This is a genomic window from Streptomyces sp. NPDC037301, from assembly GCF_055602785.1.
The window spans coordinates 104437-130725 of the sequence record NZ_JBVJWD010000023.1 but is presented as its reverse complement, the minus strand read 5'-3'; the positions used below and the strand labels follow the sequence as shown (position 1 = coordinate 130725).

21 protein-coding genes and 5 pseudogenes are annotated in these 26289 nt (G+C 68.4%); 15 read left to right on the top strand and 11 right to left on the bottom strand.

Annotated elements, in window-relative coordinates; genetic code table 11:
- Positions 1 to 868 (top strand): IS701 family transposase (locus ACZ7IB_RS30770; protein WP_470917043.1); only part of this gene is annotated, 868 nt, incomplete at its 5' end.
- A gap of 689 nt (positions 869 to 1557) precedes the next feature.
- Here the strand turns inward: ACZ7IB_RS30770 and ACZ7IB_RS30765 are convergent.
- Positions 1558 to 1710, bottom strand: coding sequence for a hypothetical protein (locus ACZ7IB_RS30765; protein ID WP_470917042.1), 153 nt, complete (start codon positions 1708 to 1710; stop codon positions 1558 to 1560).
- 210 nt (positions 1711 to 1920) lie between these two features.
- Here ACZ7IB_RS30765 and ACZ7IB_RS30760 point away from each other — a divergent pair, with 210 nt between their 5' ends.
- Complete coding sequence (locus ACZ7IB_RS30760; RefSeq protein WP_470917041.1) at positions 1921 to 2688, top strand: NPP1 family protein; 768 nt, start codon at positions 1921 to 1923, stop codon at positions 2686 to 2688.
- Positions 2689 to 2769: 81 nt separating this feature from the next.
- Here ACZ7IB_RS30760 and ACZ7IB_RS30755 read toward each other — a convergent pair.
- Positions 2770 to 3982 (bottom strand): annotated as a pseudogene (locus tag ACZ7IB_RS30755) (IS110 family RNA-guided transposase).
- 870 nt (positions 3983 to 4852) lie between these two features.
- Positions 4853 to 5356 carry a MarR family winged helix-turn-helix transcriptional regulator gene (locus ACZ7IB_RS30750; RefSeq protein WP_470917040.1) on the bottom strand — a complete coding sequence of 168 codons (504 nt, stop codon included), beginning with the start codon at positions 5354 to 5356 and terminating at the stop codon, positions 4853 to 4855.
- Positions 5357 to 5473: 117 nt separating this feature from the next.
- On the opposite strand from ACZ7IB_RS30750, the gene ACZ7IB_RS30745 reads away from it, so the two are divergent.
- The 3 genes and pseudogenes from ACZ7IB_RS30745 (at position 5474) to ACZ7IB_RS30735 (ending at position 6709) form a co-directional block, all read left to right on the top strand.
- On the top strand, positions 5474 to 5887 hold the full coding sequence (locus ACZ7IB_RS30745) for an organic hydroperoxide resistance protein (RefSeq protein ID WP_470917039.1): 414 nt from the start codon (positions 5474 to 5476) through the stop codon (positions 5885 to 5887).
- Between the two features lie 33 nt (positions 5888 to 5920).
- Positions 5921 to 6114: pseudogene (locus ACZ7IB_RS30740) on the top strand (IS110 family transposase); the annotation flags it as partial.
- A gap of 253 nt (positions 6115 to 6367) precedes the next feature.
- Positions 6368 to 6709: a hypothetical protein gene (locus ACZ7IB_RS30735; RefSeq protein ID WP_398629342.1), complete on the top strand. Its 342-nt coding sequence runs from the start codon at positions 6368 to 6370 to the stop codon at positions 6707 to 6709.
- Between the two features lie 300 nt (positions 6710 to 7009).
- Here the strand turns inward: ACZ7IB_RS30735 and ACZ7IB_RS30730 are convergent, their stop codons facing one another.
- From ACZ7IB_RS30730 to ACZ7IB_RS30710, 5 genes and pseudogenes are all read right to left on the bottom strand, one after another.
- Positions 7010 to 7264, bottom strand: a complete 255-nt coding sequence (locus ACZ7IB_RS30730) for a hypothetical protein (RefSeq protein ID WP_470917038.1) — start codon at positions 7262 to 7264, stop codon at positions 7010 to 7012.
- Positions 7265 to 8010: 746 nt separating this feature from the next.
- Positions 8011 to 8211: an XRE family transcriptional regulator gene (locus tag ACZ7IB_RS30725; protein ID WP_470917037.1), complete on the bottom strand. Its 201-nt coding sequence runs from the start codon at positions 8209 to 8211 to the stop codon at positions 8011 to 8013.
- A 71-nt stretch (positions 8212 to 8282) separates the two neighbouring features.
- A pseudogene (locus ACZ7IB_RS30720) lies at positions 8283 to 8363 on the bottom strand (hypothetical protein); the annotation flags it as partial.
- A gap of 117 nt (positions 8364 to 8480) precedes the next feature.
- Positions 8481 to 8741: a hypothetical protein gene (locus tag ACZ7IB_RS30715; RefSeq protein WP_470917036.1), complete on the bottom strand. Its 261-nt coding sequence runs from the start codon at positions 8739 to 8741 to the stop codon at positions 8481 to 8483.
- A 24-nt stretch (positions 8742 to 8765) separates the two neighbouring features.
- The gene (locus tag ACZ7IB_RS30710; protein WP_470917035.1) at positions 8766 to 9221 is read right to left on the bottom strand and encodes an IS110 family transposase; all 456 of its coding nucleotides are present in this window, start codon (positions 9219 to 9221) and stop codon (positions 8766 to 8768) included.
- 294 nt (positions 9222 to 9515) lie between these two features.
- Here ACZ7IB_RS30710 and ACZ7IB_RS30705 point away from each other — a divergent pair, with 294 nt between their 5' ends.
- The 5 genes from ACZ7IB_RS30705 to ACZ7IB_RS30685 are packed head-to-tail and all read left to right on the top strand — an operon-like array spanning position 9516 to position 16775.
- Complete coding sequence (locus tag ACZ7IB_RS30705) at positions 9516 to 10019, top strand: hypothetical protein (protein WP_470917034.1); 504 nt, start codon at positions 9516 to 9518, stop codon at positions 10017 to 10019.
- Complete coding sequence (locus ACZ7IB_RS30700; RefSeq protein ID WP_470917033.1) at positions 9989 to 11407, top strand: hypothetical protein; 1419 nt, start codon at positions 9989 to 9991, stop codon at positions 11405 to 11407. The genes ACZ7IB_RS30705 and ACZ7IB_RS30700 overlap by 31 nt, the downstream gene beginning before the upstream one ends.
- Positions 11404 to 12858, top strand: coding sequence for a VWA domain-containing protein (locus ACZ7IB_RS30695; protein WP_470917032.1), 1455 nt, complete (start codon positions 11404 to 11406; stop codon positions 12856 to 12858). Before ACZ7IB_RS30700 ends, ACZ7IB_RS30695 begins: the two co-directional genes overlap by 4 nt.
- Positions 12859 to 12870: 12 nt before the next feature.
- Complete coding sequence (locus tag ACZ7IB_RS30690; RefSeq protein ID WP_470917031.1) at positions 12871 to 13983, top strand: ATP-binding protein; 1113 nt, start codon at positions 12871 to 12873, stop codon at positions 13981 to 13983.
- On the top strand, positions 13980 to 16775 hold the full coding sequence (locus tag ACZ7IB_RS30685) for a DUF5682 family protein (protein WP_470917030.1): 2796 nt from the start codon (positions 13980 to 13982) through the stop codon (positions 16773 to 16775). Before ACZ7IB_RS30690 ends, ACZ7IB_RS30685 begins: the two co-directional genes overlap by 4 nt.
- A gap of 158 nt (positions 16776 to 16933) precedes the next feature.
- Here ACZ7IB_RS30685 and ACZ7IB_RS30680 read toward each other — a convergent pair whose 3' ends face one another.
- On the bottom strand, positions 16934 to 17092 hold the full coding sequence (locus ACZ7IB_RS30680; RefSeq protein WP_470917029.1) for a hypothetical protein: 159 nt from the start codon (positions 17090 to 17092) through the stop codon (positions 16934 to 16936).
- Positions 17093 to 17290: 198 nt separating this feature from the next.
- On the opposite strand from ACZ7IB_RS30680, the gene ACZ7IB_RS30675 reads away from it, so the two are divergent.
- From ACZ7IB_RS30675 to ACZ7IB_RS30665, 3 genes and pseudogenes are all read left to right on the top strand, one after another.
- Positions 17291 to 18775 (top strand): peptidoglycan D,D-transpeptidase FtsI family protein, encoded by a 1485-nt coding sequence (locus tag ACZ7IB_RS30675; protein ID WP_470917028.1) that lies wholly within the window; start codon positions 17291 to 17293, stop codon positions 18773 to 18775.
- 1544 nt (positions 18776 to 20319) lie between these two features.
- Positions 20320 to 21153 (top strand): annotated as a pseudogene (locus ACZ7IB_RS30670) (aldo/keto reductase); the annotation flags it as partial.
- 37 nt (positions 21154 to 21190) lie between these two features.
- The gene (locus ACZ7IB_RS30665) at positions 21191 to 21616 is read left to right on the top strand and encodes an SRPBCC family protein (RefSeq protein WP_470917027.1); all 426 of its coding nucleotides are present in this window, start codon (positions 21191 to 21193) and stop codon (positions 21614 to 21616) included.
- A 130-nt stretch (positions 21617 to 21746) separates the two neighbouring features.
- Here ACZ7IB_RS30665 and ACZ7IB_RS30660 read toward each other — a convergent pair whose 3' ends face one another.
- Complete coding sequence (locus ACZ7IB_RS30660; protein ID WP_470917054.1) at positions 21747 to 22574, bottom strand: EamA family transporter; 828 nt, start codon at positions 22572 to 22574, stop codon at positions 21747 to 21749.
- Positions 22575 to 22723: 149 nt separating this feature from the next.
- Here ACZ7IB_RS30660 and ACZ7IB_RS30655 point away from each other — a divergent pair, with 149 nt between their 5' ends.
- Positions 22724 to 23593, top strand: a complete 870-nt coding sequence (locus ACZ7IB_RS30655) for a LysR family transcriptional regulator (RefSeq protein WP_470917026.1) — start codon at positions 22724 to 22726, stop codon at positions 23591 to 23593.
- Between the two features lie 57 nt (positions 23594 to 23650).
- Here the strand turns inward: ACZ7IB_RS30655 and ACZ7IB_RS30650 are convergent, their stop codons facing one another.
- A complete protein-coding gene (locus tag ACZ7IB_RS30650) occupies positions 23651 to 23950 on the bottom strand; it encodes an oxidoreductase C-terminal domain-containing protein (RefSeq protein WP_470917053.1) in 300 nt (99 codons plus the stop codon).
- A gap of 283 nt (positions 23951 to 24233) precedes the next feature.
- On the opposite strand from ACZ7IB_RS30650, the pseudogene ACZ7IB_RS30645 reads away from it, so the two are divergent.
- Positions 24234 to 25650 (top strand): annotated as a pseudogene (locus ACZ7IB_RS30645) (amino acid permease).
- Positions 25651 to 26289: the final 639 nt, after the last annotated feature.

The window sequence follows — 26289 nt, the reverse complement described above, 5'->3', positions numbered from 1 at the left end:
CACCGCAGGCCGCACCGAGAATTGCCAGATCGGGGTCTTCGCCGCCTACGCAACTGGCCGCGGCCACACGCTGGTCGACCGTGAGCTCTACCTGCCCAAGTCCTGGACCGACGACCGCGAACGCTGTCGGGCCGCCCGTGTCCCCGACGACCGCGCCTTCGCCACCAAGGGCGAACCGGCAAGGGCCATCATCCTGCGGGCCCTCGCCTCACCCCTGCCCGTCGGCTGGGTCACCGCGGACTCCGCCTACGGCCAGGACTCCCACTTCCGCCGCTTCCTCGAAGACCATCAGCTCTCCTACGTCGTGGCCGTGCCCAAGTCCCAGCAGGTCCACGGCCCGCGCATCGACCACCTCATCGGCCAGGCCCCGCCCGAAGCATGGCAGCGGCTGTCCGCAGGAAGCGGCGCGAAGGGCGAGCGCTTCTACGACTGGGCCGCAGCCCGCCTGCCGGCCGTGCGGGAGTTCGACGGCGACGAGCCCACCCGGCAACGCTGGATGCTGGCCCGCCGCAGCATCGCCAAGCCCGACGAGATCGCCTACTACCTTGCCAGCGCACCCCTGGAAGCAACCGTCGCCGACCTCGTCCGCATCGCCGGCTGCCGCTGGAAGGTCGAGGAATGCTTCCAGAGCGCGAAGAACGAGTGCGGCCTGGACCAGTACGAAGTCCGCCGTTACGTGGGTTGGTACCGGCACATCACACTCGCCATGCTCGCCCATGCCTTCCTCGCCGTCCTGGCCAGTCAGGAACGGGAAAAGGGGGCACCGAGCGGGACACACCCGACCTCGTGGACCTCACACCGGCCGAGATTCGACGTCTGTTGGCAGTTGGACCCCGCCGCCCTGCTCCGGACCGCGACCACGCCGTGACGTGGTCCCACTGGCGTCGCCGCCACCAAGCACGCGCCCGGCGTTGCCACTACATACGCCGCGGCCACACGTTCGCGGGACGGCCCAGCAAGGACCGCCCCACCCCCACTCCAGCCCGCTACACTCTCCACTCCCAAGCCGTTGACCAGCACGAATGAAGAAGTCCGGCTGGATTACTAAGACACCACTTCCTACCGCTAGTTGTCGTCGCCATGGCCCCTCGGCGAGCTCGAACATTTCCGCGCGGGTGTGAGGCGGGGCCGGGTCACTGCTGCCGATGGGCCGTGGCTCGTCGGCGTAGGGATGCTTGGCCCCGAGCGGTGCGGTGAGCTTTCGTGACGGCCTGGCGGTCGATAGTCAGGCTTCGCTGAAGCTACCGGCGTTGAGGCCTGACCGGGGCAGTGACGGAGGTCCCGGGCGTGATCCCTGACCGCGGGGGATTCGTCATGGTGTCCTGGAGTTGTTGCCGGTGCTTACGGTCGGTGCGTAGCTTTGACTTCGCTGCGGCGGTCCGGGGGCCGGCTTCGAGGGGCGCGATGTCCGCTGCACTCTTCTCCGCTTCGGTGTGGTGCTTTCCGGATCCTCGCGGGCTGTTGCGGGAAATGCCTACCGCTTCTGGTGTCCGCTCCTGATGCAGACCTCGCCCTGCTGTTGTGTGTTTGGATGCGGTCCTCGCTCCGCCGACAGCCTTACAGGTTGTTCACCATCTCGGTGCCGTACGTGTGCCAGAGGTAGCCGACACGCCAGGCAGCAGTGTCCCGGATCAGGACCCGGCCCCTCTCACCCTCGGGTGGATCGATGCTGCCGTTGTCGCTCTTGGTGAGAATGTCTCCGCCCGACATCCCGCCCGGACCTCCGTATCCAGACCGCCCCTGCCCGCTCGCCATGCCTGCCAGGCACCTCTCCGCAGGCTCCCCCCGTGTATTGGCTGACCCTTCATCGCTTGGTCGCCTGGCGGGGTTCGGCCCGGACATCGCGAGATTCGATATGTTTGTGATGGGCATGCCAATATCGATCGCGTGCCCCGGTCACGCGTCGACCAGGAGGATGCAGTGAAAATCAGAGCACGGATCCGCAAGATCTCGCTCGTCGGCGGCGGCGCCATCGTGCTGGTGGTCGCTGCTTCCGGCAGCGCTCTCGCTGCCCCGCCCATCGCCTTACCCGCGAACGCGGACGGACTGGAACAGACGTTCCAACCCGCGTACGACTACGACACGGATGGTTGCTACCCGACTCCCGCCATCGGCCCCGACGGGGCCATAGCCCCCGGCCTCAACACCACCGGGGCCGTCAACGGTCAGTGTCGTGACTCGTGGGACCTCGACAACACCAACGGATACGCCCGCTACAAGTGCAACAACGGCTGGTGCGCCATCATGTACGGGCTCTATTTCGAGAAGGATCAGGCCGTGGCCGGCAGCGGGCTCGGCGGGCACAGGCACGACTGGGAGCACGTCGTGGTGTGGGTACAGAACAACGAGGCCCGCTACGTATCCACCTCCGCCCACGGTAACTTCGACGTCTACGGCCGCGACCAGATCCGGTGGGACGGAACGCATCCCAAGATCGTCTACCACAAGGACGGCGTGAGCACCCACTGCTTCCGCCCGGCGAGTTCCAATGACGAGCCGCCGGAGAACCACTACCACGGGTGGCGGTTCCCCAGTCTGGTCGGCTGGAACGGCTTCCCCGCGGGCCTGCGGGACAAGCTGACTCAGGCCGACTTCGGCAGCGCCGTCTTTGGCCTCAAGGACGGCAATTTCAACTACCACCTCGAAAAGGCCAAGCCGGCCAACATCTCATTCGACCCCAACGCCTGACGGATCGGCGGGGCTGGGGGGCCTCTATGTTCTTCGTCAACTCTGGGGCGGCCGGTTTGAGGTGACTCGGTTGGGGTTGGTTCACGCGGCCAGCGTGATGTTTCTCGGCTCGCGTGCTTCGTAGAAAGTTCCGTCGCAGAGCATGGCGAACAGGACGCTGATGCGTTGGCGGGCGAGGCGGAGGAGCGCTTGGGTGTGGGTCTTTCCGCGGGCTCGTTGCTTGTCGTAGCAGGTCCGGGAGGTGGGGTCGGCGTTCATGCAGGCGAAGGCAGACAGGAACATGGTGCGCTTGAGCTGCCGGGTGCCACCTCGGGGTGCGTGTTCGCCGTGGATCGAGGTGCCCGATGACTTCGTTGTCGGGGCGAGTCCGGCGTAGGAGGCGAGGTGGGCGGCAGTGGGGAAGCTGGAGCCGTCGCCGACGGTGACCAGGAGGACGGCGGCGGTCCTGACGCCGACGCCGGGCATCGACGTCAGGACCCGGGAAAGAGGGTGCGCCTCCAGCAGGGTGCTGGGACTCCAGGGCCCGGCGTTGTTCCTGGACGGCCGCGAGTGAACGGGCCAGGGAGGGCGCGATGATGTCGAGGGTGCCGGTGCCGGGCACGGTCACGGTCTGCTCGTTCAGGGCGTCGAAGATGTCGTCGATCAGCCGTTGGGCCATGCGCGGGGCCTTGGGGCGGATGAGCTCGACGAGTCTGCGACGGCCGGCTTTGCGCAGGGCGGCCGGGGAGCCGTAACGCTCCAGGAGCCAGGTGACGGCCTGGTGGTCCAGGTGCGGTCCGAGGACGCGTTCCAGGCTGGGGTGGAACTGGGTGAGCAGGCCGCGGATCCGGTTGGACGTGCGGGTGGCCTCGGCCGCCAGGTCCTGGTCGAAGCCGGTGAGGACGGTCAGCTCGGCGGTGACCGCGTCGGTCAGTTCGAGGGTGCGCAGGGTGTGGGGCATGGTGCGGGCCGCGTCCGCGATGACCGCGGCGTCCTTCGCGTCGGTCTTGGCCTCGCCCGGGTAGAGGTCGGCGATCCGGCGCATGGCCGGGCCGGGCAGGTAGGCGACCTTGCAGTCCGCGTCCCGGGCCACGGCCAGCGGGAGAGCGCCGATGGAGGCGGGCTGGTCCACGATCACCAGGACGGTGCCGAACTTCGCGGTCAGCTTGTCGAACACGGCCCGCAGCCTGGGCTCGCTGTTGGGCAGCTGCTTGTCGAAGACTTTCTTTCCGGCCGGCGTGAGGCCGTGGCCGTGGTGGGCCGTCTTGCCGACGTCCAGGCCGAGGAGGACGCCCACGTAATCGGTGTCGAACATCGCACCCTTCCAGAGGAGTTGGCGGTGCCGGCCTTGGTGTCGGTGTCGTACGCGCGCATCCACGTTATGCAGACCTGCCGCCCGCGAGCTGTCCGGCATTGCGCCGGACCGGACGGTGGCCGGACCTCTCATCAGCGTCTCCGACGGCACCCCTCGGGCCCGGTGACACCCCCCAGGTCATGCCTTCCAATGCCGTTGCTTTTAGTGGTCGTGCTACCGGTAGTTCAGGGTGACAACGACCGGCGAACGACGGCTGCTGGCGGGTTCACCTGGGGCTTCGCTGGCGTAGCCGGTGATGCATGACCGGATCCTGCGAGGGCAGTCACGGGATCGTCGGCGGGGCAGCAGGTAGGCATGGGTGACGTGATCCATTTCAGGCGAAACCTTCAACAGCAGACGGCCTGCACGGGGGTCTGACAACGTTGGCATGGGCTGTGATCCGGCGGGGGTTCTGCCAAGAGTCACCACGATGTCCGGCTCGTAGAGGCTGGTTACACGGCACGAGCGGAGGCTGGGCTCGAGGCTGAGAGGTCTGCGGTGCGAACGGAGGGCTCCACAACACTCCGGAGCGAACCGGAAGAACTCATGGCCGATGGCGAGTCGCTTCGGAGTCGGTGCTTGTTGTTCCACAGGGGAGGCGTCCCGGCTGTCCCGCCGACGAACAGCCGTCGCCGACGCCTTCCATGCCGGCGAGCACCTGGCCCTCCAGGCCGGCGCCAGTACTGGCAGGGCCAGCACACTCGCGCATCTCGCCCACCGCACACCCCGCCGAGTCCGCTGCCTTGCCTGCAGCAGAGCCGTCGCCCAGGACGCCGCACCCCGCTTCCCGCGAAGCTCATCTGCAGAACCGTCCACGCCTGGTGAGCGACGCTACTTCTCGGACACCGCGTCGGCGCAGATCGGGTTCTCCTCCAGTGCCGCCGTGTCCAGGGCTGCTGTGAGTCGGTTGAGGCGGGCTCGCAGGTTGCTGATCTCCTCGAGGCCGAAGCCGGTTGCCGCGGCGATCCGGCGCGGCACGGCCAGCGCCCGCTCGCGCAGTGCCGTGCCCTCGTCCGTGAGGTGGATGTGCACCGACCGCTCGTCCTGGGCGCTGCGCTCGCGCCGTACCAGGCCCGCCGCCTCCAACCGCTTCAGCAGCGGTGACAGCGTGCCGGAGTCGAGCCGCAGGTGCTCTCCCAGCGTCTTCACCGGCAGCTCGCCGTACTCCCAGAGCGCCAGCATCACCAGGTACTGGGGATAGGTGAGCCCGAGGTCCTTGAGGAGTACGCGGTAGACGCTGCCGAAGGCGCGTGACGCGGCGTTCAAGGAAAAGCAGATCTGCTGGTCGAGGCGGAGGTAGTCCGCCTCGGACGGGGCCTTGGGCGTGGAGGTCATGGATCCAGCATAACCCTGCGCGCCATTGGATTGTGCACAATTTAATTGTGTGCTTTCCTGGAGTGGAAGCGGCCGGACAGCGCCGCTGGGACATGACTTTCGAGAGGAATCGCTTTCATGGAAGCGCTCTACACCGCCGTCGCCACCGCCACCCACGGCCGCGAGGGCCGCGCCGTCACCTCCGACGGCAAGCTGGATCTGCAGCTGGCCATCCCGGTGGAGATGGGTGGCAGCGGCCAGGGCACTAACCCGGAGCAGTTGTTCGCCGCCGGTTACGCCGCCTGCTTCGCCAGTGCCCTCGGCCTCGTCGGCCGTCAGGCCAAGATCGACGTCAGTGACGCCGCCGTGACCGGTGAGGTCGGCATCGGCAAGCAGGGTGAGGGTTTCGGTCTCGCGGTCACGCTGCGAGTGGAGCTTCCCGAGACCATCGACCAGGCCACCGGCCGCAAGCTGGTCGAGCAGGCTCACCAGGTCTGCCCCTACTCCAACGCGACCCGCGGCAACATCCCGGTCGAGCTCGTCATCGAGTAGCGATCCGGGTGGTGATGGGCCGGTGTCCGGCCTATCACCGCCTCCCCTGGAGCCAAGGCTCACTACCGGCGACGGCGAGACAACGCCGGGACTGGCACGCCGCCGCCCAGGGGAACCTCTTCAACCGCATGATCGGCCAGCTCCACCACTGCCTCCAGCAGCGGAAGCTGTTCGATGAGGACGCAGCCTTCCCTCACCGCACTCGCGGTCGCCGCTTGACAAGTTAGGGCCCTGAGGTGTCTCGCAGGGCAATACAACTAGAGCACCCGTCAACTTCAAGTGCTAACCCGCCAAGTGAGGCGCTCGGCCACAGTGGTTTTGACTTGGCGCGAGAGTTGGCCACTGAGCAGTTCAGTTGGCCGGCCGGGTGCTCAATGCTCAGTCCGACGCGCGACGTGCGACGTCTGTCTCCCTCGACGTGCCCTGCGGGCGTGACCTTCTTCCGGTTTGACCGTTAAGTCGATCATGATTACTCGACGCATGACTGCCGTTCTGAGCGCCTTCGCCGTAGGTGCCCTGCTTGCGCTATCCGTACCCAACGCCGCCCATGCAGCCGAGTGCGGGGTTCGCTCCGACGGCAGGCTGTACTGCGGTAATAAGGCAGGGGCGAAGGGATACGCCGACCGCTCCTACCGTTCCGCCACTCGCGGCACACTCGTCGGTACCTTCAGCTGGTTTCAGTGCTGGGGACATGGCGACCCTCACCCGGGAGGTAACGACATCTGGTACTGGACACAGCTCGACAACGGCGCGTGGGGCAATGTTCCGGCGGTGGACGTGAGCACGGGCCAGGACCCCGCTCCCGGTCTGCGTGAGTGCTGAGGCGTTGACGCCTCGCTCCATGCGGGCGTAGGGGCCTCGCAGCCCTGTACCCGCGTTTGAGGAATGACGACAAGCGTCTGAGCGGTTCAGTTGGCCGTTGTGGCCAAGTGAACCGCTCAGTCACAGTTGTTGTGACTGATTCCCAATTGTCGTTGTCAAGCAGTTGGCGTGTGGCGCAGCACAACCACGGCATGAGCGCTCCTAGCCACACCCAGACCCCCGGGTCTCCTGATCGTGCGCAGGACCGGAATCAACCCGCCAACAAGGTGAGGGGCGCACTCCAGTTGGCGGATGAGTACGCTAGTTGGCGAGTCTGAGCATCCGACAACTCGGCCTGGTTGAGCCAGGAGGCATGCGGCGGGGGCCAGTGCACGTGCCGGCGCGGGCGGCCAGCCATGTTTTGGTCTTCTTCGCGATGTGGGACGCGCCGTTGTCCAGCTCGACATGGACGGGGTGACGCGGATCGATGGCGCGGTCGAGCATCGCAAGAAAGCGGATGAACGTCGCTGCGTCGTTGTGGGGGATGGGCTGGGTGAGGACCTCGCCGGTGGTCACGTTGTGCGCGGCCGCGACGGAAGCGGTGCCGTGGCGGACGCACTCGAACTCCTGCCGTGCCGTGCCGGCCGGCCGGGTGCCGCTGGGCGGCCGGGGTACTTGCGGGAGCGGGTGGCGATCGCGGTGTCGTTGATGGGCAGCGCCACGGCACGACGATGCGGAGTCTGTTCACTGGTTGCGTGGGCTGGTAAAGCCGCGCGTGAAACGGTTGATCGTCTGGCGAAACGGGCTGCCCGCAGTCAACTTCGGTCGGTAGCTTTGCACATGCCCATTCCTTCTTTGGGGGGAGGTACCGCGCCGTATCCACGGCGCCCAGGAGAGAAGGGTGAAGGGCATGAGTGACCAGCGGCCAACTCAACGGGTGAAGCTCGCTCCCGAGCTGCTGAAGCGGTTCGCCGTCGCACTGAGCGTTCGCGCTCTGTGAGTGGCCATCGTGGAGGTGATGCACGGGGACGGGTAGTGCCCGGGAGGGTGGCGCGCCCGGAGCCGAGACCCCCTGCGGCTCGGGGCGCGCCACCTTTCGCATGTGGTCGAGGTCGGTAGTGGTCTTCGCGGCGTGGGCGTGCCGACATCCCCGTCGCGGGGGCGTGCGGAGGGCACGCCGAGAATCCAGAGGCAGCTTCAGCGCTGACCGCCGAGAACCACCACAGGATATCCGCCTCATTCCGTGGCCTTGTTGCCGGCTCCGGGACCGGTACGTGACGCGGCTGTGCGTCCTCGATCGGCGTTGAAGCTCCTATTGGCTGTCAAGCAGCGGTGAGCCGGTCGCGGTAGGCGTTGGCGAGGTTGTCGTCGCGGCGGGTTCCGCGTTCGATGCGGGAGATGACCGAGGGCCAGACACCGAAGTGGTTGGCGGCGGCGGTGAGGGTGATGTTCTTGGCCTGGCGTGCGGGCTGTAGGTCCGCGATCTCGGGGACTGTGACGGTGGTGGTGAGGTAGCGGAACACCTCCCGGACGATGGTCCGTTTGAGAAGCCGGATGATCTCCTTCTTGGTCCGGCCGGCTGCGGTCTGCCGGACTACGTAGTCGCGGTGCGGCCGTCGCTGGCCATGCGAACGAGGGCTATCCGGTAGAGGGCCGCGTTGGCGGCTCGGTCACCGCCTCGTGAGAGGCGTTGACGGTTGGTCTTGCCGCTGGAGGCAGGAACGGGCGACCCCGCACAGGGCTGCGAAGGATGCCTCGGTGCGGAGACGGTCGGGGTTGCCGCCGGCGGTGATCAGCAGCTGGGCGGCGGTGCCGGGCCGATGCCGTAGGCGGCCCGCAGGCCGGGATTGTGTTCGGTGACCACGTCGTCCAGCGTGGCCGTGAGTTCGTCCTGCTCGGCGGCCAGGGCCTGGACGCGTCGGGCGAGGCTCTTCAGGGCGGTCAGAACGGCGGCATGGACGGCGTCGCCCGTGGTGCGCAGGCGTGCCAGGGCATCGACCAGCGGTTTGCCGTGCAGGGCCCGGTAGCGGGCGCGGATGGTGTCAGGGGGCACTGATGAGGATGTGCCCGATCTGGTTCATGGCAGCGGTGCGGGCTTTGACCGTGGACCGGGCGGCGTGTGGAGGGCGCGTATGTCGGTGACGGTGTCGCCCTTGGGCGCGCTGGCCGCGCGCCCGGAGAGTGCGGCGCGGGCGGCGGCGTAGGCGTCGATGGGGTCTGACTTGCCGATACGGCGGCGTTCGGCGCGGTCGGGGCGGTTGACCTCGACCACGCTCAGTCCGACGGCGCGGGCTGCCCGGGTGAACCCGGTTCCGTAGGACGCGGTGCCTTCCACGCTGATCGCGATGACGTCTCCGTGGGCGCACAGGAAGGCGAGGACTGCCGTGTATCCGGCAGTCGTGGTGGGGAACTCGGCGTCGGCGAGGTGGCCGTCGTTGTCGGTGACGACCGCGGCACGGATGGTGTCGGCGTGCGAGTCCACGCCGCCGAACACCCACTGGCCGCCCGTGTCCACCGTGGCCGCCGCTGTCATGCTGGAGTGCCTTCCTAGCCGGAGGTGGCACCGGCCGGGTGAGGTAGACAGGACATTGAGGGGGCTTCTGACCAAGCTTCTGTCAGGTCATGTTCCACCTGGCCGGAGCCATGGGAGCGGGCCCCGGCAGCCGGACGGTACACCTCGAAGACAGCCCAGCAGGGCGTCAGTCAGTGGCAGAGCCACGACCACCGGAACCCACGTACGAGTATCAATGTCAGTGGTCGCAAGTATGTTCAGTCGTGTCCCGCCGTTGTGGCGCGGAAGTCCTCTTGGTGCATAGGAGATGGTGCGTTGTCAGACTGGGAGAGGTCGAGCACGGCACGGGTGATAGCACCCGCACGGCCGCGCAAGCTCGCCAAGGTTCCGTTCGTCGAGCTGGCCGACGGACGCTTGCAGGGCGTGGTGTCCAGCGGCTCGGACATTGAGCGGGTCTATGTCTCGTCGGTCGTGGCCGGCACTTACGTGTTCGCTTGCAGCACCAACAACAACCGGCCCTGCGGCGGCGCGCGGGGCTCGTTCTGCAATCACATCCGGGCCCTGATCAACGAGGCGGTGCTGCAGTACGGCGCCGAGCGCGTCGCCCGCTACCTGAGGGTCGAGATCGTGGACGGGGAGCCGAGCGCGCAGACCATCGCCGCCGACATGAGCAACACACGTCCACCGCAGGGGGACACCAAGGCCGCCGCGCCGGTCTTCAGCAGGTTCCTGCGTCACCTGGCCTACCTGGAACTCGCCCCGACCACCGCACCGTTGCCGGAGATGCAGTGGTTCCCGCCGACCAGGGCGGTGGCGTGATGCGCGCCGACCCGCTCTGCGAAGCCATCGCCGGGCTCGACGAAGCCCTGACGGCCGTAGACGCCTTTGACCGGGCTCTCGCCGCCGGCCTGCTCCGCCCCCAACCGGCCCAGGCCGCCGGCCTGACAGAGCTTGCCCGCGCCGTCGAGGGGACACCGCTGGCCGCCAGGGTCGCCGAGGCGGCCGAGAAGGCGGCGGACGGAGCCGCGGACGAAGACCATTTCGTCGCCCTCGCCGCTGCCCGTACTGCACTGCTCGGCTCCGTCCATGACGCACTGATGACCCGCGTCGAGGAGGCGACCGGTCGGCCCGGCAGCGAGGAGACCGTCCCGGCGCCCGGCGGGCAGCAAGCGGCGAACCTGCTCGCCGCCGCACGCTCCTGGCTGTCGGATCTGGCGCGCTCCGGGTGGCAGGGCATCGACCACGACGTGGTCTCCGGGTCGGCACAAATCGTCTCCGCGATGCTTCCGGACCCGGCCCTGCGCCGCCTGGCGACACTCCTCGACGGCTTCTCCGCCGAACTCGCCGCATCCTGCCCGGGGGCGGCCCTGGAAAGGATCCCGGCACGCCGCTGGGCCGACCTGTGGTCGCGTGCGATGCTGCTGACGCTGCCCGGTGCGGCCGACGTGCCCATGACCGGTACGGCCACCGGCCGCCTGCTGCCCCTCGGCGTCGACTTGCAGGAACACGCGACCGCCGCACAGGCCCAGGTCCACGCGGTGTTCGAGCCCGCGGACGGCGGCGCGCCCCGCCTGGTGCGTGCCGGCGTGTCGGTGCCGAAGCCCGACACGGTCGTCGGAGCCGGCGTCTGGCAGCTGCTCCGCCCCCGCATGTCGCTGTTGGCGGCCGTCAGCGAGGGCCGCTCAATGGACCTTGTCGGCATGCCGGTCACCGTCGAGGGCGACCTGGTCTGGAGCGACGAGCACGCACGCCCGAGCGAGCCCGCCGACGCTTTCGCCACTGCCCGCGTTGCCCTGCCCGTTGCCACCGACGCGGCGACCGCACCTCTGGACCGGCACCCGGCGCGCATCGCCGTACCCGTGTTCCTGGAGGGCTACGCCACCCAGAAGGACGACGACACACTGACGTTCACCGTCGCCGGACACCCTCTCGCTGTCGACACCGACCGCATTCCGACCGCCGGACCGCTCACACCGGACGCCGTCGCGGCGTCCGGTGCGTGCATCGGGCTGCTCCGTTGGGACGCCGGAACGTATCGCGTGCAGCCTCTGGCCGTCGAGACGACCGTACGGAAGAAGGCTGTCGCGATCCACGCCGGGGGATGGGCCGGGGGCACGACCGACAAGGCCGGCATCAAGGCCGAGAAGGCCGCCACCGACGCCGTGGCCGTGCTGCGGGAGCGCGCGGGGAGGCTGCTGCGGAAATGACGGACCACACGACCGAACAACCGGCCGAGCGCGCGACCTCACAGAATCCGGAGGCGGACCCCCACGACAACCGCCGTCAGGTCCTGTACTGGCGCCTCCTCGCCCGCCTCTTCGACCACGAGGAGCAGGCATCGCTGGAATCGGCGAGCCTCGCCGTCGTCGATGCCATCGGTCTGCCGTCCGCGCTGCTGGACCCGCAGGCATCCGTCGACTCGATCGTGCAGCGCCACCCGGAGCTGGCTGCCGAGTTCGACGGTCTGATGGCGCCCGAGCCCGACGACGGTGCATGCGACCGGGCCGCCGAAGTGCGGCGCGCGGCGCTGGTGTCGAAGGTGCTGCTCAATGTCTTCGCCTCCGGCTCCGGCACGGTCACCGCCGGACAGCTGGCGCGCTGGCAGTCCGACGCCGGCTGGCTGGAGCGTGCGCTGGGCTGCAGGCCCGGCGAGCTGCGTGGCGGCCGCGCCGGCGGTGGGACCGGGGGAGGCGCCGCAGGACCGGGCGTCAGCCCGACCGGCACCGGCGGCCTGGGCACGACGCCCGATCTTGGCCGGCTGATTCCTGCGATAGGCCCGGAACTCGGCGCCATCGAGGCCGACCTCGTCAAGCGGATGCACCTGCGCGAGGTGCTGGCCAACCCCAAGCTCGCTGCGCAGCTGACCCCGAGCATGTCACTGATCGAGCAGCTGCTGCGGGACAAGAGCAACCTCTCGGGCGTGGCCCTGGCCAACGCCAAGGCCCTGATCCGCCGTTTCGTCGACGAGGTCGCCGAAGTGCTGCGCACCCAGGTGGAAAAAGCCACGGTAGGCGCCCTGGACCGCTCCGTCCCGCCCAAGCGGGTGTTCCGCAACCTCGACCTCGACCGCACGATCTGGAAGAACCTCACCAACTGGAGCCCGGAGGAGGAGCGGTTGTACGTCGACCGCCTCTACTACCGGCGCACCGCCCGCAAGACGACGCCGCAGCGACTGATCGTCATCGTGGACCAGTCGGGCTCGATGGTCGACTCGATGGTGAACTGCACCATCCTGGCGTCGATCTTCGCCGGACTGCCGAAGGTGGACGTCCACCTGATCGCGTACGACACGCGTGCCATCGACCTGACGCCCTGGGTGAACGACCCGTTCGAGGCCCTGCTGCGCACCAACCTCGGCGGCGGCAACGACGGTCCCGTCGCGATGGCCATGGCCCGTCCGAAGATCACCGATCCCAAAGACACCGTGATGGTATGGATCTCCGACTTCTACGAGTTCGACCGTTCCCAGCCGCTGTTCGAGGGCATCGAGGCCGTCCACCGCTCCGGAGTGAAGTTCATCCCCGTCGGTTCGGTCACCAGCTCCGGCCGCCAGGAGGTCAACCCCTGGTTCCGTGAACGCTTCAAGGCCCTCGGTACGCCGGTGCTCTCCGGCCACATCCGCAAGCTCGTCCACGAGCTCAAGACGTTTCTCGCTTAGAAAGGCCCTGTTATGTCCGATCTGTTGCGCGCCCCTGCCGAGATCAAGTACGCGGAGGAACTGGACTGGCTGGAATCCATCGACGACAACCCCAAGCCCTTCTCCTGGCGTCTGTCCCCGAAGATGGTCCGCCTGTTCATCCTGGGCTCCGAGCGCTCCGACGGCCTGGACCGGGAGATCCCGCAGAAGTGGTACGGCGATCGCAGTTTCGTCGAGCGCTCCATCGTCACGCTGGCCTCCGACCGCGGACTTCTGCTCATCGGCGACCCCGGCACCGGCAAGAGCTGGCTGGCCGAGCTGCTGTCCGCCGCGATCTCCCGCAACTCCACGCTGGTCGTGCAGGGCACAGCCGGCACCACCGAGGACCACATCAAGTACTCCTGGAACGTGTCCATGGTCATCGCCAAGGGCCAGTCGCGGGAGTCGATGATTCCCTCGCCGATCATGACCGCGATGGAGACCGGCGCGATCGGCCGTTTCGAAGAACTCACCCGCTCCACCAGCGATGTCCAGGACGCGCTGATCTCGATCCTGTCCGAGAAGTACATCTCGGTTCCCGAACTGGACAGCGACAACATCGTCTTCGCCAAGCCCGGTTTCTCCGTCATCGCCACCGCCAACAGCCGCGACCGGGGCGTCAACGACCTGTCCTCGGCGCTCAAGCGCCGCTTCAATTTCGTCCGCATCCCGGTGGTGACGAACAAGAAGAGCGAGGCGGAGATCGTCCGCTTCCGCACCGAGGAGCTGTTGCGTCGCCACCAGATCGAGCTGGACGTGCCGCCGACGCTGCTCGACGTGCTGCTGCAGAGTTTCGCCGACCTGCGCGCCTCGGCGGCCGCGGCCGGCAGCGACGACGAGAAGCTGGAGTCCTCGCTGTCCTCCGCCGAACAGATCGGCGTCCTCGAGGACGCCATCCTGCACAGTAACTTCTTCGGCGAGCGCGCCCTGACCGCCCGTACGCTGGCTTCCTCGCTCGTCGGGTCACTGGCCCGGCGCGAGCCCGAGGACCTCGCCATCCTCAACAAGTACCTGCACGGCGTCGTCGAGCCGCGTAGCAAGGAAGAGGGCGGATCCTGGCCGGAGTTCCTGGAGGGCGGCCGCGACGCGATCGCCACCCTGTCATGAGCAGCACGCACGAGGGGCCCTTCGAAGCACTGCGCGCGCAGCTGCAGGAGGCCGCCGCGACGTTCGCCGACGGGCCCGACGCCCTGAAGGGCATCCTCCTGGGAATCGTCGACGACGTCGATCGCGCGATGCGTGAGCCACTGGAGATCTTCCCCGTCTGTCACCATTCGCCCGCCTCAGCGGTTGCCATGGCACGCCGTCTGCGGGAGAAGCAACCAAAGGTCGTGTACCTGGAGCTGTGCGAGGACATGGCGCCGCTCCTGACCGAACTACGCAACTGCAAGCTCCCGGTGGCCCTCCAGGCGTTCGCGACCGAGGTCGACGGCTTCCCGGCCGAGTGGTCCCCGCTCTCGGTGGTCGCACCGATCACCGAGGCTTCGGCCGAATACCAGGCGATCGCCTACGCACTGGACACGCCGGGCGTAGAACTGGTCCTTGTCGACCGTTCCTCGGACCACGTCTTTCAGTGGGACGCGCGCGAAACGCACGCCGACGACCCAGCCGATCCGGACGCACCGCCCGCCCAGGAGGAGGCCGCGCTGCACGGCGACGCGGTCGGCGTGGAGATCGGCGACCTGCGGCCGCGCTTCGCCGAACTGGAGGAACACCTGCTGCACCACGGCAGGGTGCGACACTGGTCGGAGTGGTGGCACCAGTACGTCGAACTGCCGCTCGGCGCCAGCGACCACGACACGTACCGCCAGGTCATGCTCCTGATCGGCAGCCTCTTCCGGCGCCTCGCACCCGGCGACCCCCACCGGGTGCGCGTGGACGAGGATCGGGAGCGCTACATGTGGACCAGGATTCGCGAGCACCTGGCCGCGACCGGCACCGATGCTGCAGACTGCCTCTACATCTGCGGCGCCTTCCACGCGGCCAGTCGCGTCGGAGAGTTCGGCGTCCACGGCACCGACGCCTTCGAGATCAGCCCGCGCAGTGCCACCAAGTGGCAGCACGGCCTGATTCCGTCCAGCCACGCGGCGATCGAGGCGCAGTTCGGCCTCGCCGCCGGCTCGGTGTCGATCGCCGCGACGGTCTGGGCGAAGAACGTCAGGCGCACGCGCGTGGAGCCGTACCGCCTGGCGGGACAGGCGGGTACGAAGAAAACGAAGGCCAAGAAGACCGCGGCCGCGGCGGCTCCCGTACCGGCGGTCGAGCCCTCGGACAAGCTGACCGGCTTCCTGCAGCAACCGCCCGTCCTGGACCGGCTGGACGAGACCGAACTGCTCGGCTGGTCGGTGGAGATCGTGCGCGCCGCGCGCCGAGGCGGCTACCTCGCCTCCACCGCAGACGCCATCGCGGTGTTCGAGACGTCGATCCTGCTGGCCGGGATGCGTGACCGGGCCAGGCCCACGCCGTACGACTTCCAGGATGCGGCCGTCACCTGCATCGAGAAGGACACCGTGCCCGGTCGGCGCGACGTGCGCCGCCTCGTGGAGATCATGATGGGCGGCGACCGGGTCGGCCAGGTCGGCTACGACGCGCTGCCACCCCTGGCCCGCGACGTGCACGACCGGCTCGCGCCTTTGAACCTGAAGCTCCAGCAGCGCGGCGTGCAACGGGCGCTGCTGGACATCGCCTCCGAGCCGGAACTGGAGCGGTGTTCCGATGCGCTGTGGATGCTGCGCTTCCTGATGCCGCAGGGTGCGGTTCGGCCGATCATGGGCGAGCGGAGACTGGGGGAGCGGCCGATCCAGGAGTCGTGGGATCTGGCGCTGGGCACCCATCAGCGTGCGCTCATCGAGCTCGGCTACGAGGGCGTCAGCATCGAGCAGGTCCTGGAGCAGCGACTGCGCCGTACGGCGTACGGCCCGCAGGCTACCGCGGCGACCGTCCTGGAAGCCGTCGAGGACGCGACGCTGTACCTGCGCAGCCGCCGCCTCGCCGACGAGCTGGGCACACGCGCCCTGGAGGTACTGTCGGCCGAACGCAACGTGGACGGCGCACCGGAGGTGCTGCGCCGGGTGCGGCGGTTGCTGGCGTACTACCGCACCGGCGAACCGGTGCTGCCGCCGTGGATCGAGTCCTTCGTCAAGACCGGATACGCACACTACTGCACCCTGCTGCCGACGGCTTTCACCGACGACGACGCCACCGTCCGCCAAGTGGCAGCGATGCTGGGCTTCCTGTTCAGCTCGGAGAGTCTGGCGCTGTCACTGGGCTGCGACCGGGCCCAACTCGAGCTGGCCGTTGCCCAGTCGCATCCGCAGGACCTGTCGAAGACGGCGCTGCTGTGGGCGGCCCAGGTGCAGCTCGGGCACCTCTCCCGCGCGGACCTTCGGGCCAGGTGCGACGAACTGCTCGGCAACCCCTTGGTGGTACCCGCCTATCCGCGCTACCTCAGCGGGTTCGTACACGCCCTGGAGCCCGTCCCGGGCCTCACCGACTTTGTCGTGGAGGCAGTCTCGAACGCGTTCGGACGGCTGCCGGACCCGGTGCTCCTGCCTTGGCTGCCGAGCCTGATCACCACCCTGCGATCGGGCGGCGCCGAGCTGGCCCCGCTGCTGATCCGTGAGGCCGGGCGGATCTTCCCCGGCCGGCTCGCAGCGCTGGACGAGTGGGTACCGCCGTGGCGGGCGCAGCCGGAAGTCGTGCATACGGCGCGGCGCGCGGACGCCAGCCGCGGTTGCACGCTGCTCGCTGCCCATCCCGCGGCGTGCGACGCGGTGGCGAGCCTGCTGGGCTGTGACGGGACGTGGGAGACGGTGGACCCCCGCCCGCCAGGTGCGGCACTGGCCGGTCGCCATCCGGATACGGCTGTGGCGCTGGAGGTGCTGTTGGCCGGCGCGTGATCTCGGCGGGGTGGAAGCCCGCGCAGCGGATCCGCCGTCGGCGGCGACCGGTGCCGCAGGCGCTCCGACGCGGCCCGGCGAGCGGTGCCGCAGGCGCTCCGACGCGGCCCGGCGAGCGGGCCCAGGTCCGGCCGCAGCCGGGCCAAGTCCGCGGTCAGCTACCGGGCGACGGCCGCCGGCACGTCCACCTGGCGTGCTCCGGCCGGCCTGCCCGGGTGGTAGAGGAGATCGAAACGGTAGATGCGGCTGTCCTCTGCGATGACCTGCCCGAACGCCTGTCGGAGCCGTCTGGGAAGACCGGCCCTCGACCCGGTCACGGTCACTTCTCGCTCATCGGTATGGACGCCCTCGGCCGGCCAGAATCACTGTCACCTCGACGAACAGGGTTTCCGCCCGGAGAACTCCCAGTAGTTCGGTCCACGGGCAGGAGCAGCGAAGGCGCCTTGGTGCAACCATGCGGTCCGCAGGTGCATCTCCATTGTTGAAGATCGAATGGTTCGAGAAGCGGGAGAACGATGAACAGGCCGTTGCGGCACATAGCCGTCTTCTGTGGACTGCTGGTACTGGCTTTGCTGCTCCGGGCGAACTGGCTCCAGTATTTCCAGAGCGATGCTCTTGCCACTGATGAGCACAATCGCCGGGTGAAGATCGCTCAGTTCGCCACCCCGCGTGGCGACATCATCGTGGGTGGTGACCCGATCACCGGTTCGAAGGCGGTCTCCGGCACGGACTTCAAGTACCAGCGGACCTTCAAACAGGGCGCGATGTACGCTCCGGTAACCGGGTACGCCTCGCAGGCACAGGGCATGTCCCTGCTGGAGAAGACGTACGACAGCGTGCTCAGCGGCCAGGACGACCGGTTCGCCTTCCGGCACGCCAAAGACATTCTCACCGGCGAGCAGCGCCGCGGCGGCGAAGTGATCACCACGATCGACCCGAAGGCGCAGAAGGCGGGCTACAAGGGGCTGACCGACCTCGGTGCCCGCGGCGCGGTCGTCGCCCTTGACCCGCGCACCGGAAAGGTACTCGCGCTGGTCTCCACCCCTTCCTATGACCCGGCCGTCTTCGCCGGGAATTCGTTCAAGGAGGGCGACAGGTTCCAGGACCTCGTCGACGACAAGAGCAAGCCCCTGGCCAACCGCCCGCTGCGTGAGACCTTCCCGCCCGGCTCGACGTTCAAGATCCTCACGGCGGCCGCCGCTCTGGAGAACGGTGTGGTCACCGACGTCGACGCGGCGTCCGATGCCGTTTCCCCGTACCCTCTGCCACTCTCCTCGAACAAGATCAGCAGTGAAGCCGGCGACGCGGTCTGCAACAAGGCGTCCATGAAGACCGCCATGCAGTACTCCTGCAACAACGTCTTCCTCGCCGCGGCCTCCAGGGTCGGCGCGGACAAAATGCGCGAAACAGCGGAGAAATTCGGCTTCAACGCCGACGTCTACTCCGACGAGTTCGGCGACATGCTCGCCACCAAAAGCCTCTACCCGAGCCAACTGGACAAGCCGGGGACCGCGCTGACGGGCATGGGCCAGGGCAGCCTCACCAGCACCCCGATGCAGATGGCCATGGTGACCGCTGCTCTCGCCAACGACGGCAAGCTGATGCAGCCGTACATCGTCGAAGAGCTGCGCGGCCCCGACCTGTCGACCCTGGAGAAGCACGAACCGAAACTCAAGAGCCAGGCCGTCTCTGAGGAGACGGCGAAGAAGGTCCAGGAAATGATGGAGTTCACCGCCAAGGAGGGCAGCGCCCAACGGGCCCTGATCGACGGCGTCACGGTCGGTGGCAAGACCGGCACGGCGCAGCGCGGTGTGAATGTGAATGACGAGGTGCCGTACGGCTGGTTCGTCTCGTACGGCAAGAAGGCCGACGGCGCGTCGGTGGCGGTTGCGGTCTTCATCGACCCGACGGACATGGACATCTCCCGCTCGGACGTCTCGGGCGGACGGCTGGGCGGACCGATCGCGAAGCGCGTGATGCAAGCAGCGCTGGGAAGCTGAGGGATCAGCTCATTTGATGAGTCTGCGGCCTGATCCGCAGGACAGAACCAGGGCTTTGTCAGGTGTATGCCCGGGTTGTGATTCCGGTGGTTCGCTGCGGGTATGAGGGCGTATGAACTAGCCTCATGGATGGTCGGCGGAAGCCGACGCGGCCGATGGCCGAACGGCCTGAGACTGATCATCAGCGATGGCAGCAGTTCATGACCACCGCCGTTGTCGGGCGGAACGGCTGGGGCAAGTCCACGCTCCTCGGCGTGATGGCTGGTGTGGGCGGTGATGCGGCACCAATACGGGCCTCACGTACATCGATGCCCGTGAATGCGACCCTGAAGACCGGCCGGTTCATCAGCGCCGCCCCATCGCTTCGCTGTCACCGACGCAGGATCCGTGGAGGCCCGGATCAGGTCCGCCACCGGCTGATGTGAAAGCTGAACCCACCCACGCATGTCCGCGCCGTGGGCACACGGGGCCGGAACGGATCAACCCGGGCAAGCTATACCCGGCCAAGTCCGGGACCGGGGTGCGCGAGACCTCACGGTCATCCTTCGCGCACCCCCAGGGGGCGGGCTGGACCGGCAGACCGCCCACATGCTCATCGGTCGTCCCTTGCATACCCGGGGCATGCCACGCCAGCCGTCTCGTCCGGGCATGTGCGTCCCGGCCCGGACCACGCGCTTCGTGACCTGGTGGCGCGCTACTCCCGGGGTGCGGGCTCGCCCTCTGGGCGCGGGCAACGGGTGCGCAGGATGCAGGCGCAGCACACCGTCCCTGCCGGGGATCTCGTGGATGACGTCGGCCGCTGCCAAGAGCGTGATCACGTCGTCGTTGGTTTGGAGTGGAGGCAGTCCGTAATGGGTGGCATATCGGGCTGTGTCGGCCATCTGCCGGCGCACTTCGGCCTGCTCGTCCTCGTCCCAAGTCGAGGGGTTCTCCCAACAGGAGAGGCTCAGATCCTGTCCGGGCTTGACGAGCTGCGTACAACCCGCGTCATGTCCTTCCTGGCGAGCGGGGTCTCTTCCGTTACCAGGCCGTGTGTGTCACGGGAGCAGCGATCCCATGACCTTGAAGCTTACGAGGCCAGAGTGCGTGGCGGCCCGTGCTTTGTGTGCGAGTTTCGTGGCGGGTGCCCCTGGTTCTGCGCATGTCACGGTGTATGAGGAAGACCACCGATTCTCCTCAACCGTTCTTGTGCCTCACAACTCCCACGGCCATGCGTGAGGCACGGCTATGAGGGCACCTGTGACACACGTGACTCGGTCCCTGTAGCAATCCAGATATCCCGAACGGAGGTCCTGAAGGAGGAGACATCATGACGCCCACCGTCGGACCGGAGTGCAGCATCTCGGGCGGCGTTGGTACAGCTTGTACGGCGACACCTACGTCGATGACACCAAGGCCCTTGCTTCCCTCCGCTCACGTGGCACCTCGCTCCGCGAGGACTGTTTCGCGGAACGAGGCCACCACGGGCCGAAGATCGACCCGGTGCCAGGCCACCCACAGATGCACCGACCCCCCGTACCAGGGAAGTTCACGCACCACGATGCCTTCGCGACGTACTGTCACAGCACCCGCGCGACGAGTTCGTCCTCAGCACGAAGGTAGGCCGCGTCATCCTCGACGAGATCGAGGACCCTGCTGCCCGGGACCTCGGCGAGAAGGGCGGACTCTTCGAGCACGGCCGTCCGAACAAGATGGTCAACGACTACACCGCCGAAGCCACCCTGCGCTCCATCGAGGACAGCCTCAAGCGCCTCAGGACCGACCGCCTCGACATCGTGTGGGTGCACGATGTTGCGCAGGACTTCTACGGAGACGAGTGGCGGGCCGCCTACGAGTCGGCCCGCACGGGCGCCTTCCGCGTCCTGCAGACGCTGCGCGAGGAGGGCGTCATCAAGGCCTGGGGCCTGGGCGTCAACCGCGTAGAACCGTTGGAACTCACCCTCGATCTCGACGAGCCGAAGCCCGACGCCTTCCTCCTCGCCGGCCGCTACACGTTCCTCGACCACGACCGGGCCCTGCAGCGCCTGCTGCCGGACGCCGCAGCCCAGGATGTGGACATCGTCGTCGGCGGTCCGTACAGCTCGGGAATCCTCGCCGGAGGAACACACTTCGAGTACCAGAAGGCGCCCGCGGCCGTCATCGACAAGGTGGAGCGGATCAAGGCACTCGCCGAGCGGCACGGGATCGGCGTCAAGGCCGCCGCACTGCAGTTCTCCCTTGCCCACCCGGCGACGGTTGCTGCGGTCCCCGGTGCCACGAAGCCCAGCCGCATCGCGGAAGACCTCGCCGCTCTCGACGAGACTGTCCCGGCCGCCTTCTGGACGGCGCTGCGCGAGGAGAAGCTGATCGCCGACTCCGCGCCCGTACCCGCCGCCTAAACCTTTCCTCCCTGACTCAGATCCCCAGGAGAATCCCGTGGCCACAACCACCGCATCCATCGACATTCCCGTATCGCCCGACCGCATCTGGCAGCTCATCGGCGGCTTCGACTCGCTTCCCGACTGGCTGCCCTACATCCCCACCAGCGAACTCAGCGAGGGCGGACGTGTCCGCGTCCTCGCCAACGAGGACGGCGGCGTCATCGTCGAGCGTCTCGAATCCTTCGACGACAAGGCCCGCACCTACAGCTACTCAATCCTCCGGGCCCCCTTCCCTGTCATCGATTACCTCTCCACCCTTACCGTGCACGACGTGCCCGGACAGGACACGGCCCGCGTGGAGTGGTCCGGCACATTCATTCCAAACGCCATCAGCGACGACGAGGTCATCGCCCTGTTCCACGGCATCTACACCGAGGGCCTCGCCGCACTGCAGCAGACACTCACCGTCGAAGCCGACTGACACGCGGCCGAGACCCAGTTGCCCACGGACGCCGGAGCCCGTCGAAGCCACGGCCGGTCATCGGATGGTGTGCCCTTGAGGGCGGCGTTGAACGAGGCGGGCTCCGGGTGGGTGTGATCGGTGAGTACCTTTATGGGGCCGTCTTCTCCTTGAGGTGCTGAGCGACTGTGCCCACGGCGAGGGCGTTGGCGGTTACGATCACGGCGATGGCCAGCCACGACGCCATCCCGATGTGCTGGCCCAGCACGAGCAGGCCGACCAGGGCGGCGAACACCGGGTTGACGCTCATGAAGATCCCGAAAAAGTGGGCCGGGATCCGGCGCAGCGCGAGCAGGTCAGCCAGGAACGGCACGGCGGAGGACAGCACTCCGGCGGCCAGCGCACACAGCAGAGCGGGGGCCGTGGGGCGGTGGAGCCACAGGACCGCGATGCCTACGGGCAGGTAGAGCAGGCCGGAGACGGCCGCGGCCGCGGCCGAGCCCTGCAGACCTGGCAGACGCTCGCCCACGGTGCGGTTGAGCAGGATGTAACAGCCCCAGCAGACGGCGGCGAGAAGGGCCAGAGCTATGCCGAGGTAGTCGGTGCTCGGTCGGGGGCGCGTGAGGACCACCACGGCCGCGGCGACGGCGAGGGCGCAGACCAGATTGGTACGGCGGCGGGAACTGACCAGGGCCACGGTGAGCGGGCCGAGGAACTCCAGGGTGACCGCGAGACCGAGACCGATCCGGTCGATCGCCATGTACAGCGTGAGGTTCATGGCGGCGAACACCGCCGCCAGGCCCAGCACAGGCCGCCATTGCGCGGTGGTGAATGACCGCAGCTTCGGCCGGCCCGCGCCCAGCAGCACTGCGGCGGCCACCCACTGGCGCACCGCCACAACGCCTACCGGTCCGAGGACCGGGAAGGCTAGGGCTGCCACCGACGCTCCGACCTGATTGGACAGACCGCTGCCCAGCATCAGGGCGATCCCGGACAGCCGGGGCGGGGCCGTCGGCGGTGCGGCCCCGGCAGTTATTTCCGTACGAGCATCGGTTGTCATGACACGACCATCTGCCACGACGATGCATACGCAAAATGCATTGGATGCACCATCTATACACTTGGCGCATGGATGGTCGTTCGGAGCTTGAGCTGCGGCACCTGCGCTGCCTGGTCACCATCGTCGACACAGGCGGCTTCACCGACGCAGCGATCGAGCTCGGTGTCTCCCAGGCCGCGGTCTCCCGCACCCTGATCGCGTTGGAGCGAATCCTCGGCGTACGGCTGCTGCACCGCACCAGCCGTACCGTCACCCCCACCACCGCCGGCGTACAGGTACTCGCCGGCGCCCGCCACCTGCTCGCCGACGCCGATGAACTGGTGCGCCTGGCCACCACTGGCCACACCCGCCTGCGCGTCGGCCACGCATGGTCGGCAATGGGCCGCCACACCACCGAGTTCCAGCGGCGCTGGCACGACCGCCGCCCCGATGTCGAACTGCACCTGATCCGCCACAACACCCCCACCGGTGGCCTGGCCGAGGGCCTGTGCGACCTGGCCGTCGTCCGCACCGCCATCGACACCCGCCGTTGTGCCCACGCCCTTGTCGGCCAGGAGCGTCGCTGTGTGGCCCTGGCCTCAGACGACCCATGGGCCAAGCGTCGCAGTGTCCGGCTGGAGGAAATCCGCGAGCGCACCCTCGTCGTCGACCGCCGCACCGGCACAACCACCCTGGACCTGTGGCCCGAAGGTTTCCGCCCCGCCGTGGAGTACACCCAGGACATCGACGACTGGCTGGCCGCCATCGCCACCGGCCGCTGCGTCGGCGTCACTCCACAGGCCACCGCCACCCAGTACCGCCGTGACGGCATTGCCTACCGGCCCCTGCGTGACGCCGACCCCGTTCCGGTCCACCTCATCTGGCGCCGGCACGACCCCCACCCTGCTACTCACGCCGCCGTCGCCCTGCTCTCCGACCTCTACCGTGAAGACGCCTGACACCGATCTCTCGACACGGAGTCTCGAAACGGTTCTGCCGGCGCGGCACGTCCCAAGTCACCGCCGGAGGCCCGAGAGCCGACTGCCGGCCGTCCCCAGGGGCTGGAACGCTGCAGGCGCCTTGCTCAGGGAACGCAGGCCGGTGGCAGGTGACGCCAGCGCCTCGGCGGCTACGGGAATACGGCGCTCGATCAGCGTGCGCGCCGATCGCAGCTCCCTGGGGCGGTTCATTCCGGCGGCGGTCACGAGCACATCCCTACCGTGTCCAGAAGCCGAGGAAGCCGCTGTCCGATTCCTCGTCTCGCCGGACGAACTCGTCGTCGGCGCAGGGCCTTCCGGGCCCGTCGGGAGGGTGATCGCCAGCCACAGTGGGCGTTGGAGCCTTTGAGCCCATGGAGAAGGATGCGCGGTCGCGCGGGCTCAGTTCCGTCCGATTTCCGGTCGCGGCCAGTACCTCGGTGAACATTCACCCGTGATTTGTTGTGCGGTGTCCGATAACCGAGCATGGAAGCTTCCCCCGACGGTTCCCGCAGCAGGCGTGCGCCCGCACGCTGGGCCGCCGCTGCACGGACAGGGGGCCGTGGCACTGCCTCGCGGGGCAGGCGACGGTACCCAGCACGATGAAAGGCGCACGATCCCCATGCACGACACCGGAACCGTCTCACAATCGGCTCCGGCTCCGGACCCGACCCAAGGCCCCGACTCCGCCCGGACGGGACACCTTCCGTCCCCGGAGCGGGAAGGGGGCAGCCGGCACTCCCGGCGCTTCGGGCTTCCGGTCGCCACCGCACTGGTCATGGGCAACATCATCGGCGGCGGCATCTTCCTGCTCCCCGCGTCCGTCGCCCCGTACGGCACCATCAGCCTCGTCGCCTTCGGCGTGCTCACCGTCGGCGCCATCGCGCTCGCGCTCGTCTTCGGGCGTCTCGCGCAGCGCGACCCGCGCACCGGCGGGCCGTACGTCTACGTGCGCGAGGCCTTCGGCGATTTCGCGGGTTTCCTGGCCGCCTGGTCGTACTGGATCACCTCCTGGGTGAGCAACGCGGCGCTCGCCGTCACCGCCGTGGGCTACCTGGACGTGCTGCTGCCCCTGCACGACTCGCCGTGGCTGATGATGACCGCCGCACTCGTCGTGCAGTGGCTGCCGGCTCTCGCCAATCTCGCGGGGACCCGTTACGTCGGCGCGGTGCAGCTCGTCTCCACCGTGCTGAAGTTCGTGCCTTTGCTGCTGGTCGCGATCGGCGGGCTGTTCTTCTTCGACCCGGACAACCTCGGTCCTTTCCAGGCCACGGAAGGTGGCGCTCTCGGCGCGGTCTCCGCGTCCGCCGCGATCCTGCTCTTCAGCTATCTCGGCGTCGAGTCGGCGGCGGTCAGTGCGGGCGAGGTGCGCAATCCGCGGCGCAACGTCGGACGGGCGACCGTCCTCGGCACTCTCGGTGCGGCGCTGGTGTACCTGCTGGGTACCCTCGCCGTCTTCGGTACGGTCGCGCACGACAAGCTGCTCACCTCGAGCGCCCCCTTCACCGACGCCGTCAACGCCATGTTCGGCGGCACATGGGGCGGCGCGGCGGTCGCCTGCGCGGCGCTGGTGTCGATCGTGGGCGCGCTCAACGGCTGGACGCTGCTCAGCCGCCCAGACCGGGTACGCCGCCGCCCGTGACGGGCTGTTCCCGGCGCGCTTCGCGGTGAAGCGGCGGGGTGTGCCCACCTTCGGTGTGATCGTCACGGTCGTCCTCGCCTCGTTGCTGACTGTCTACAACTACATGGCCGGGACGGCCCAGGTGTTCGAGATCCTGGTGCTGGTGACGACCTTCACCGCGACCGTCCCTTACCTCCTGGCGACGGCGGCCCAGCTGCACTTCCTCGTCTCGGGACAGCGCGACCGGGTTCGCCCGGCTCGCCTCGCCCGTGACGCCGTGCTCGCGCTGGCCGCCTTCGGCTTCTCCATGTGGCTCCTGGCGGGCTCCGGCTACGCAGCCGTCTATCAGGGCGTGCTGTTTCTCTTCGTGGGTGTCCTGGTCTACGCATGGATGTCGGCCCGCAAGGCGCGCGCCTGACGCCTCGGCGAGGGACTGGTCAGCCGACCGGCCAGGTGTGGACGGGCGCGTTCAACGGACACGGGGCAGGGGGACAGCCGTCCCCCTGCCCTGCGTGTCCCAGGCCGGCTGACGGAGGCCACGCCGACGGCTCGGGCCAGGCCGCCGGCTTGCTTGCGTATGGCGCGCGGTTCGCTGCGCCGCAGGTCCGCGGCGACGAAGCGGGCCGATGGCGGATACGCGGCGTCGATCTCGTGGGCCGTCTTCGTCACGTGTGGGGCGGCCGTGCCGTCGCCGCGCCGCCGGACCGCGGCCCGGCGCCCGGTACGGGCGATCAGAGTCGGACGGACTGCGGGTCACTGCACGCCGGTGGCGCACACCTCGCATCCCACTCGCGGAAGACCGGCGGTGGGGCGGCCACGGGCTCCGGGGTTCTGAGAGTTCCCGTCGTGGAAGGTCTGACGCGGACCGGATGCGCGCGGAGACGGCCGGCTGAGGAGGAAGTCGTCGATGCTCAGAGTTCCGTCAACTGCCCATGGAGATCCCCGGTTGGGCGAACGGAGTCATGCAGTCGAGGGCGACGGGGCGACGCGCATCACCCCTTGCGGCGGCGGGGCCCCGCACATCGCTCGCGGGTGGGCCCGACATACCAGCCCGGTC

Coding starts and splice junctions, on each gene's coding strand:
- ACZ7IB_RS30675 (WP_470917028.1), top strand. CDS start 17,291: ATGAACAGGCCGTTGCGGCACATAGCCGTCTTCTGTGGACTGCTGGTA.
- ACZ7IB_RS30660 (WP_470917054.1), bottom strand. CDS start 22,574: ATGCTGGGCAGCGGTCTGTCCAATCAGGTCGGAGCGTCGGTGGCAGCC.
- ACZ7IB_RS30750 (WP_470917040.1), bottom strand. CDS start 5,356: ATGACCTCCACGCCCAAGGCCCCGTCCGAGGCGGACTACCTCCGCCTC.
- ACZ7IB_RS30690 (WP_470917031.1), top strand. CDS start 12,871: ATGTCCGATCTGTTGCGCGCCCCTGCCGAGATCAAGTACGCGGAGGAA.
- ACZ7IB_RS30695 (WP_470917032.1), top strand. CDS start 11,404: ATGACGGACCACACGACCGAACAACCGGCCGAGCGCGCGACCTCACAG.
- ACZ7IB_RS30735 (WP_398629342.1), top strand. CDS start 6,368: ATGACTGCCGTTCTGAGCGCCTTCGCCGTAGGTGCCCTGCTTGCGCTA.
- ACZ7IB_RS30710 (WP_470917035.1), bottom strand. CDS start 9,221: ATGACAGCGGCGGCCACGGTGGACACGGGCGGCCAGTGGGTGTTCGGC.
- ACZ7IB_RS30685 (WP_470917030.1), top strand. CDS start 13,980: ATGAGCAGCACGCACGAGGGGCCCTTCGAAGCACTGCGCGCGCAGCTG.
- ACZ7IB_RS30745 (WP_470917039.1), top strand. CDS start 5,474: ATGGAAGCGCTCTACACCGCCGTCGCCACCGCCACCCACGGCCGCGAG.
- ACZ7IB_RS30765 (WP_470917042.1), bottom strand. CDS start 1,710: ATGTCGGGCGGAGACATTCTCACCAAGAGCGACAACGGCAGCATCGAT.
- ACZ7IB_RS30655 (WP_470917026.1), top strand. CDS start 22,724: ATGGATGGTCGTTCGGAGCTTGAGCTGCGGCACCTGCGCTGCCTGGTC.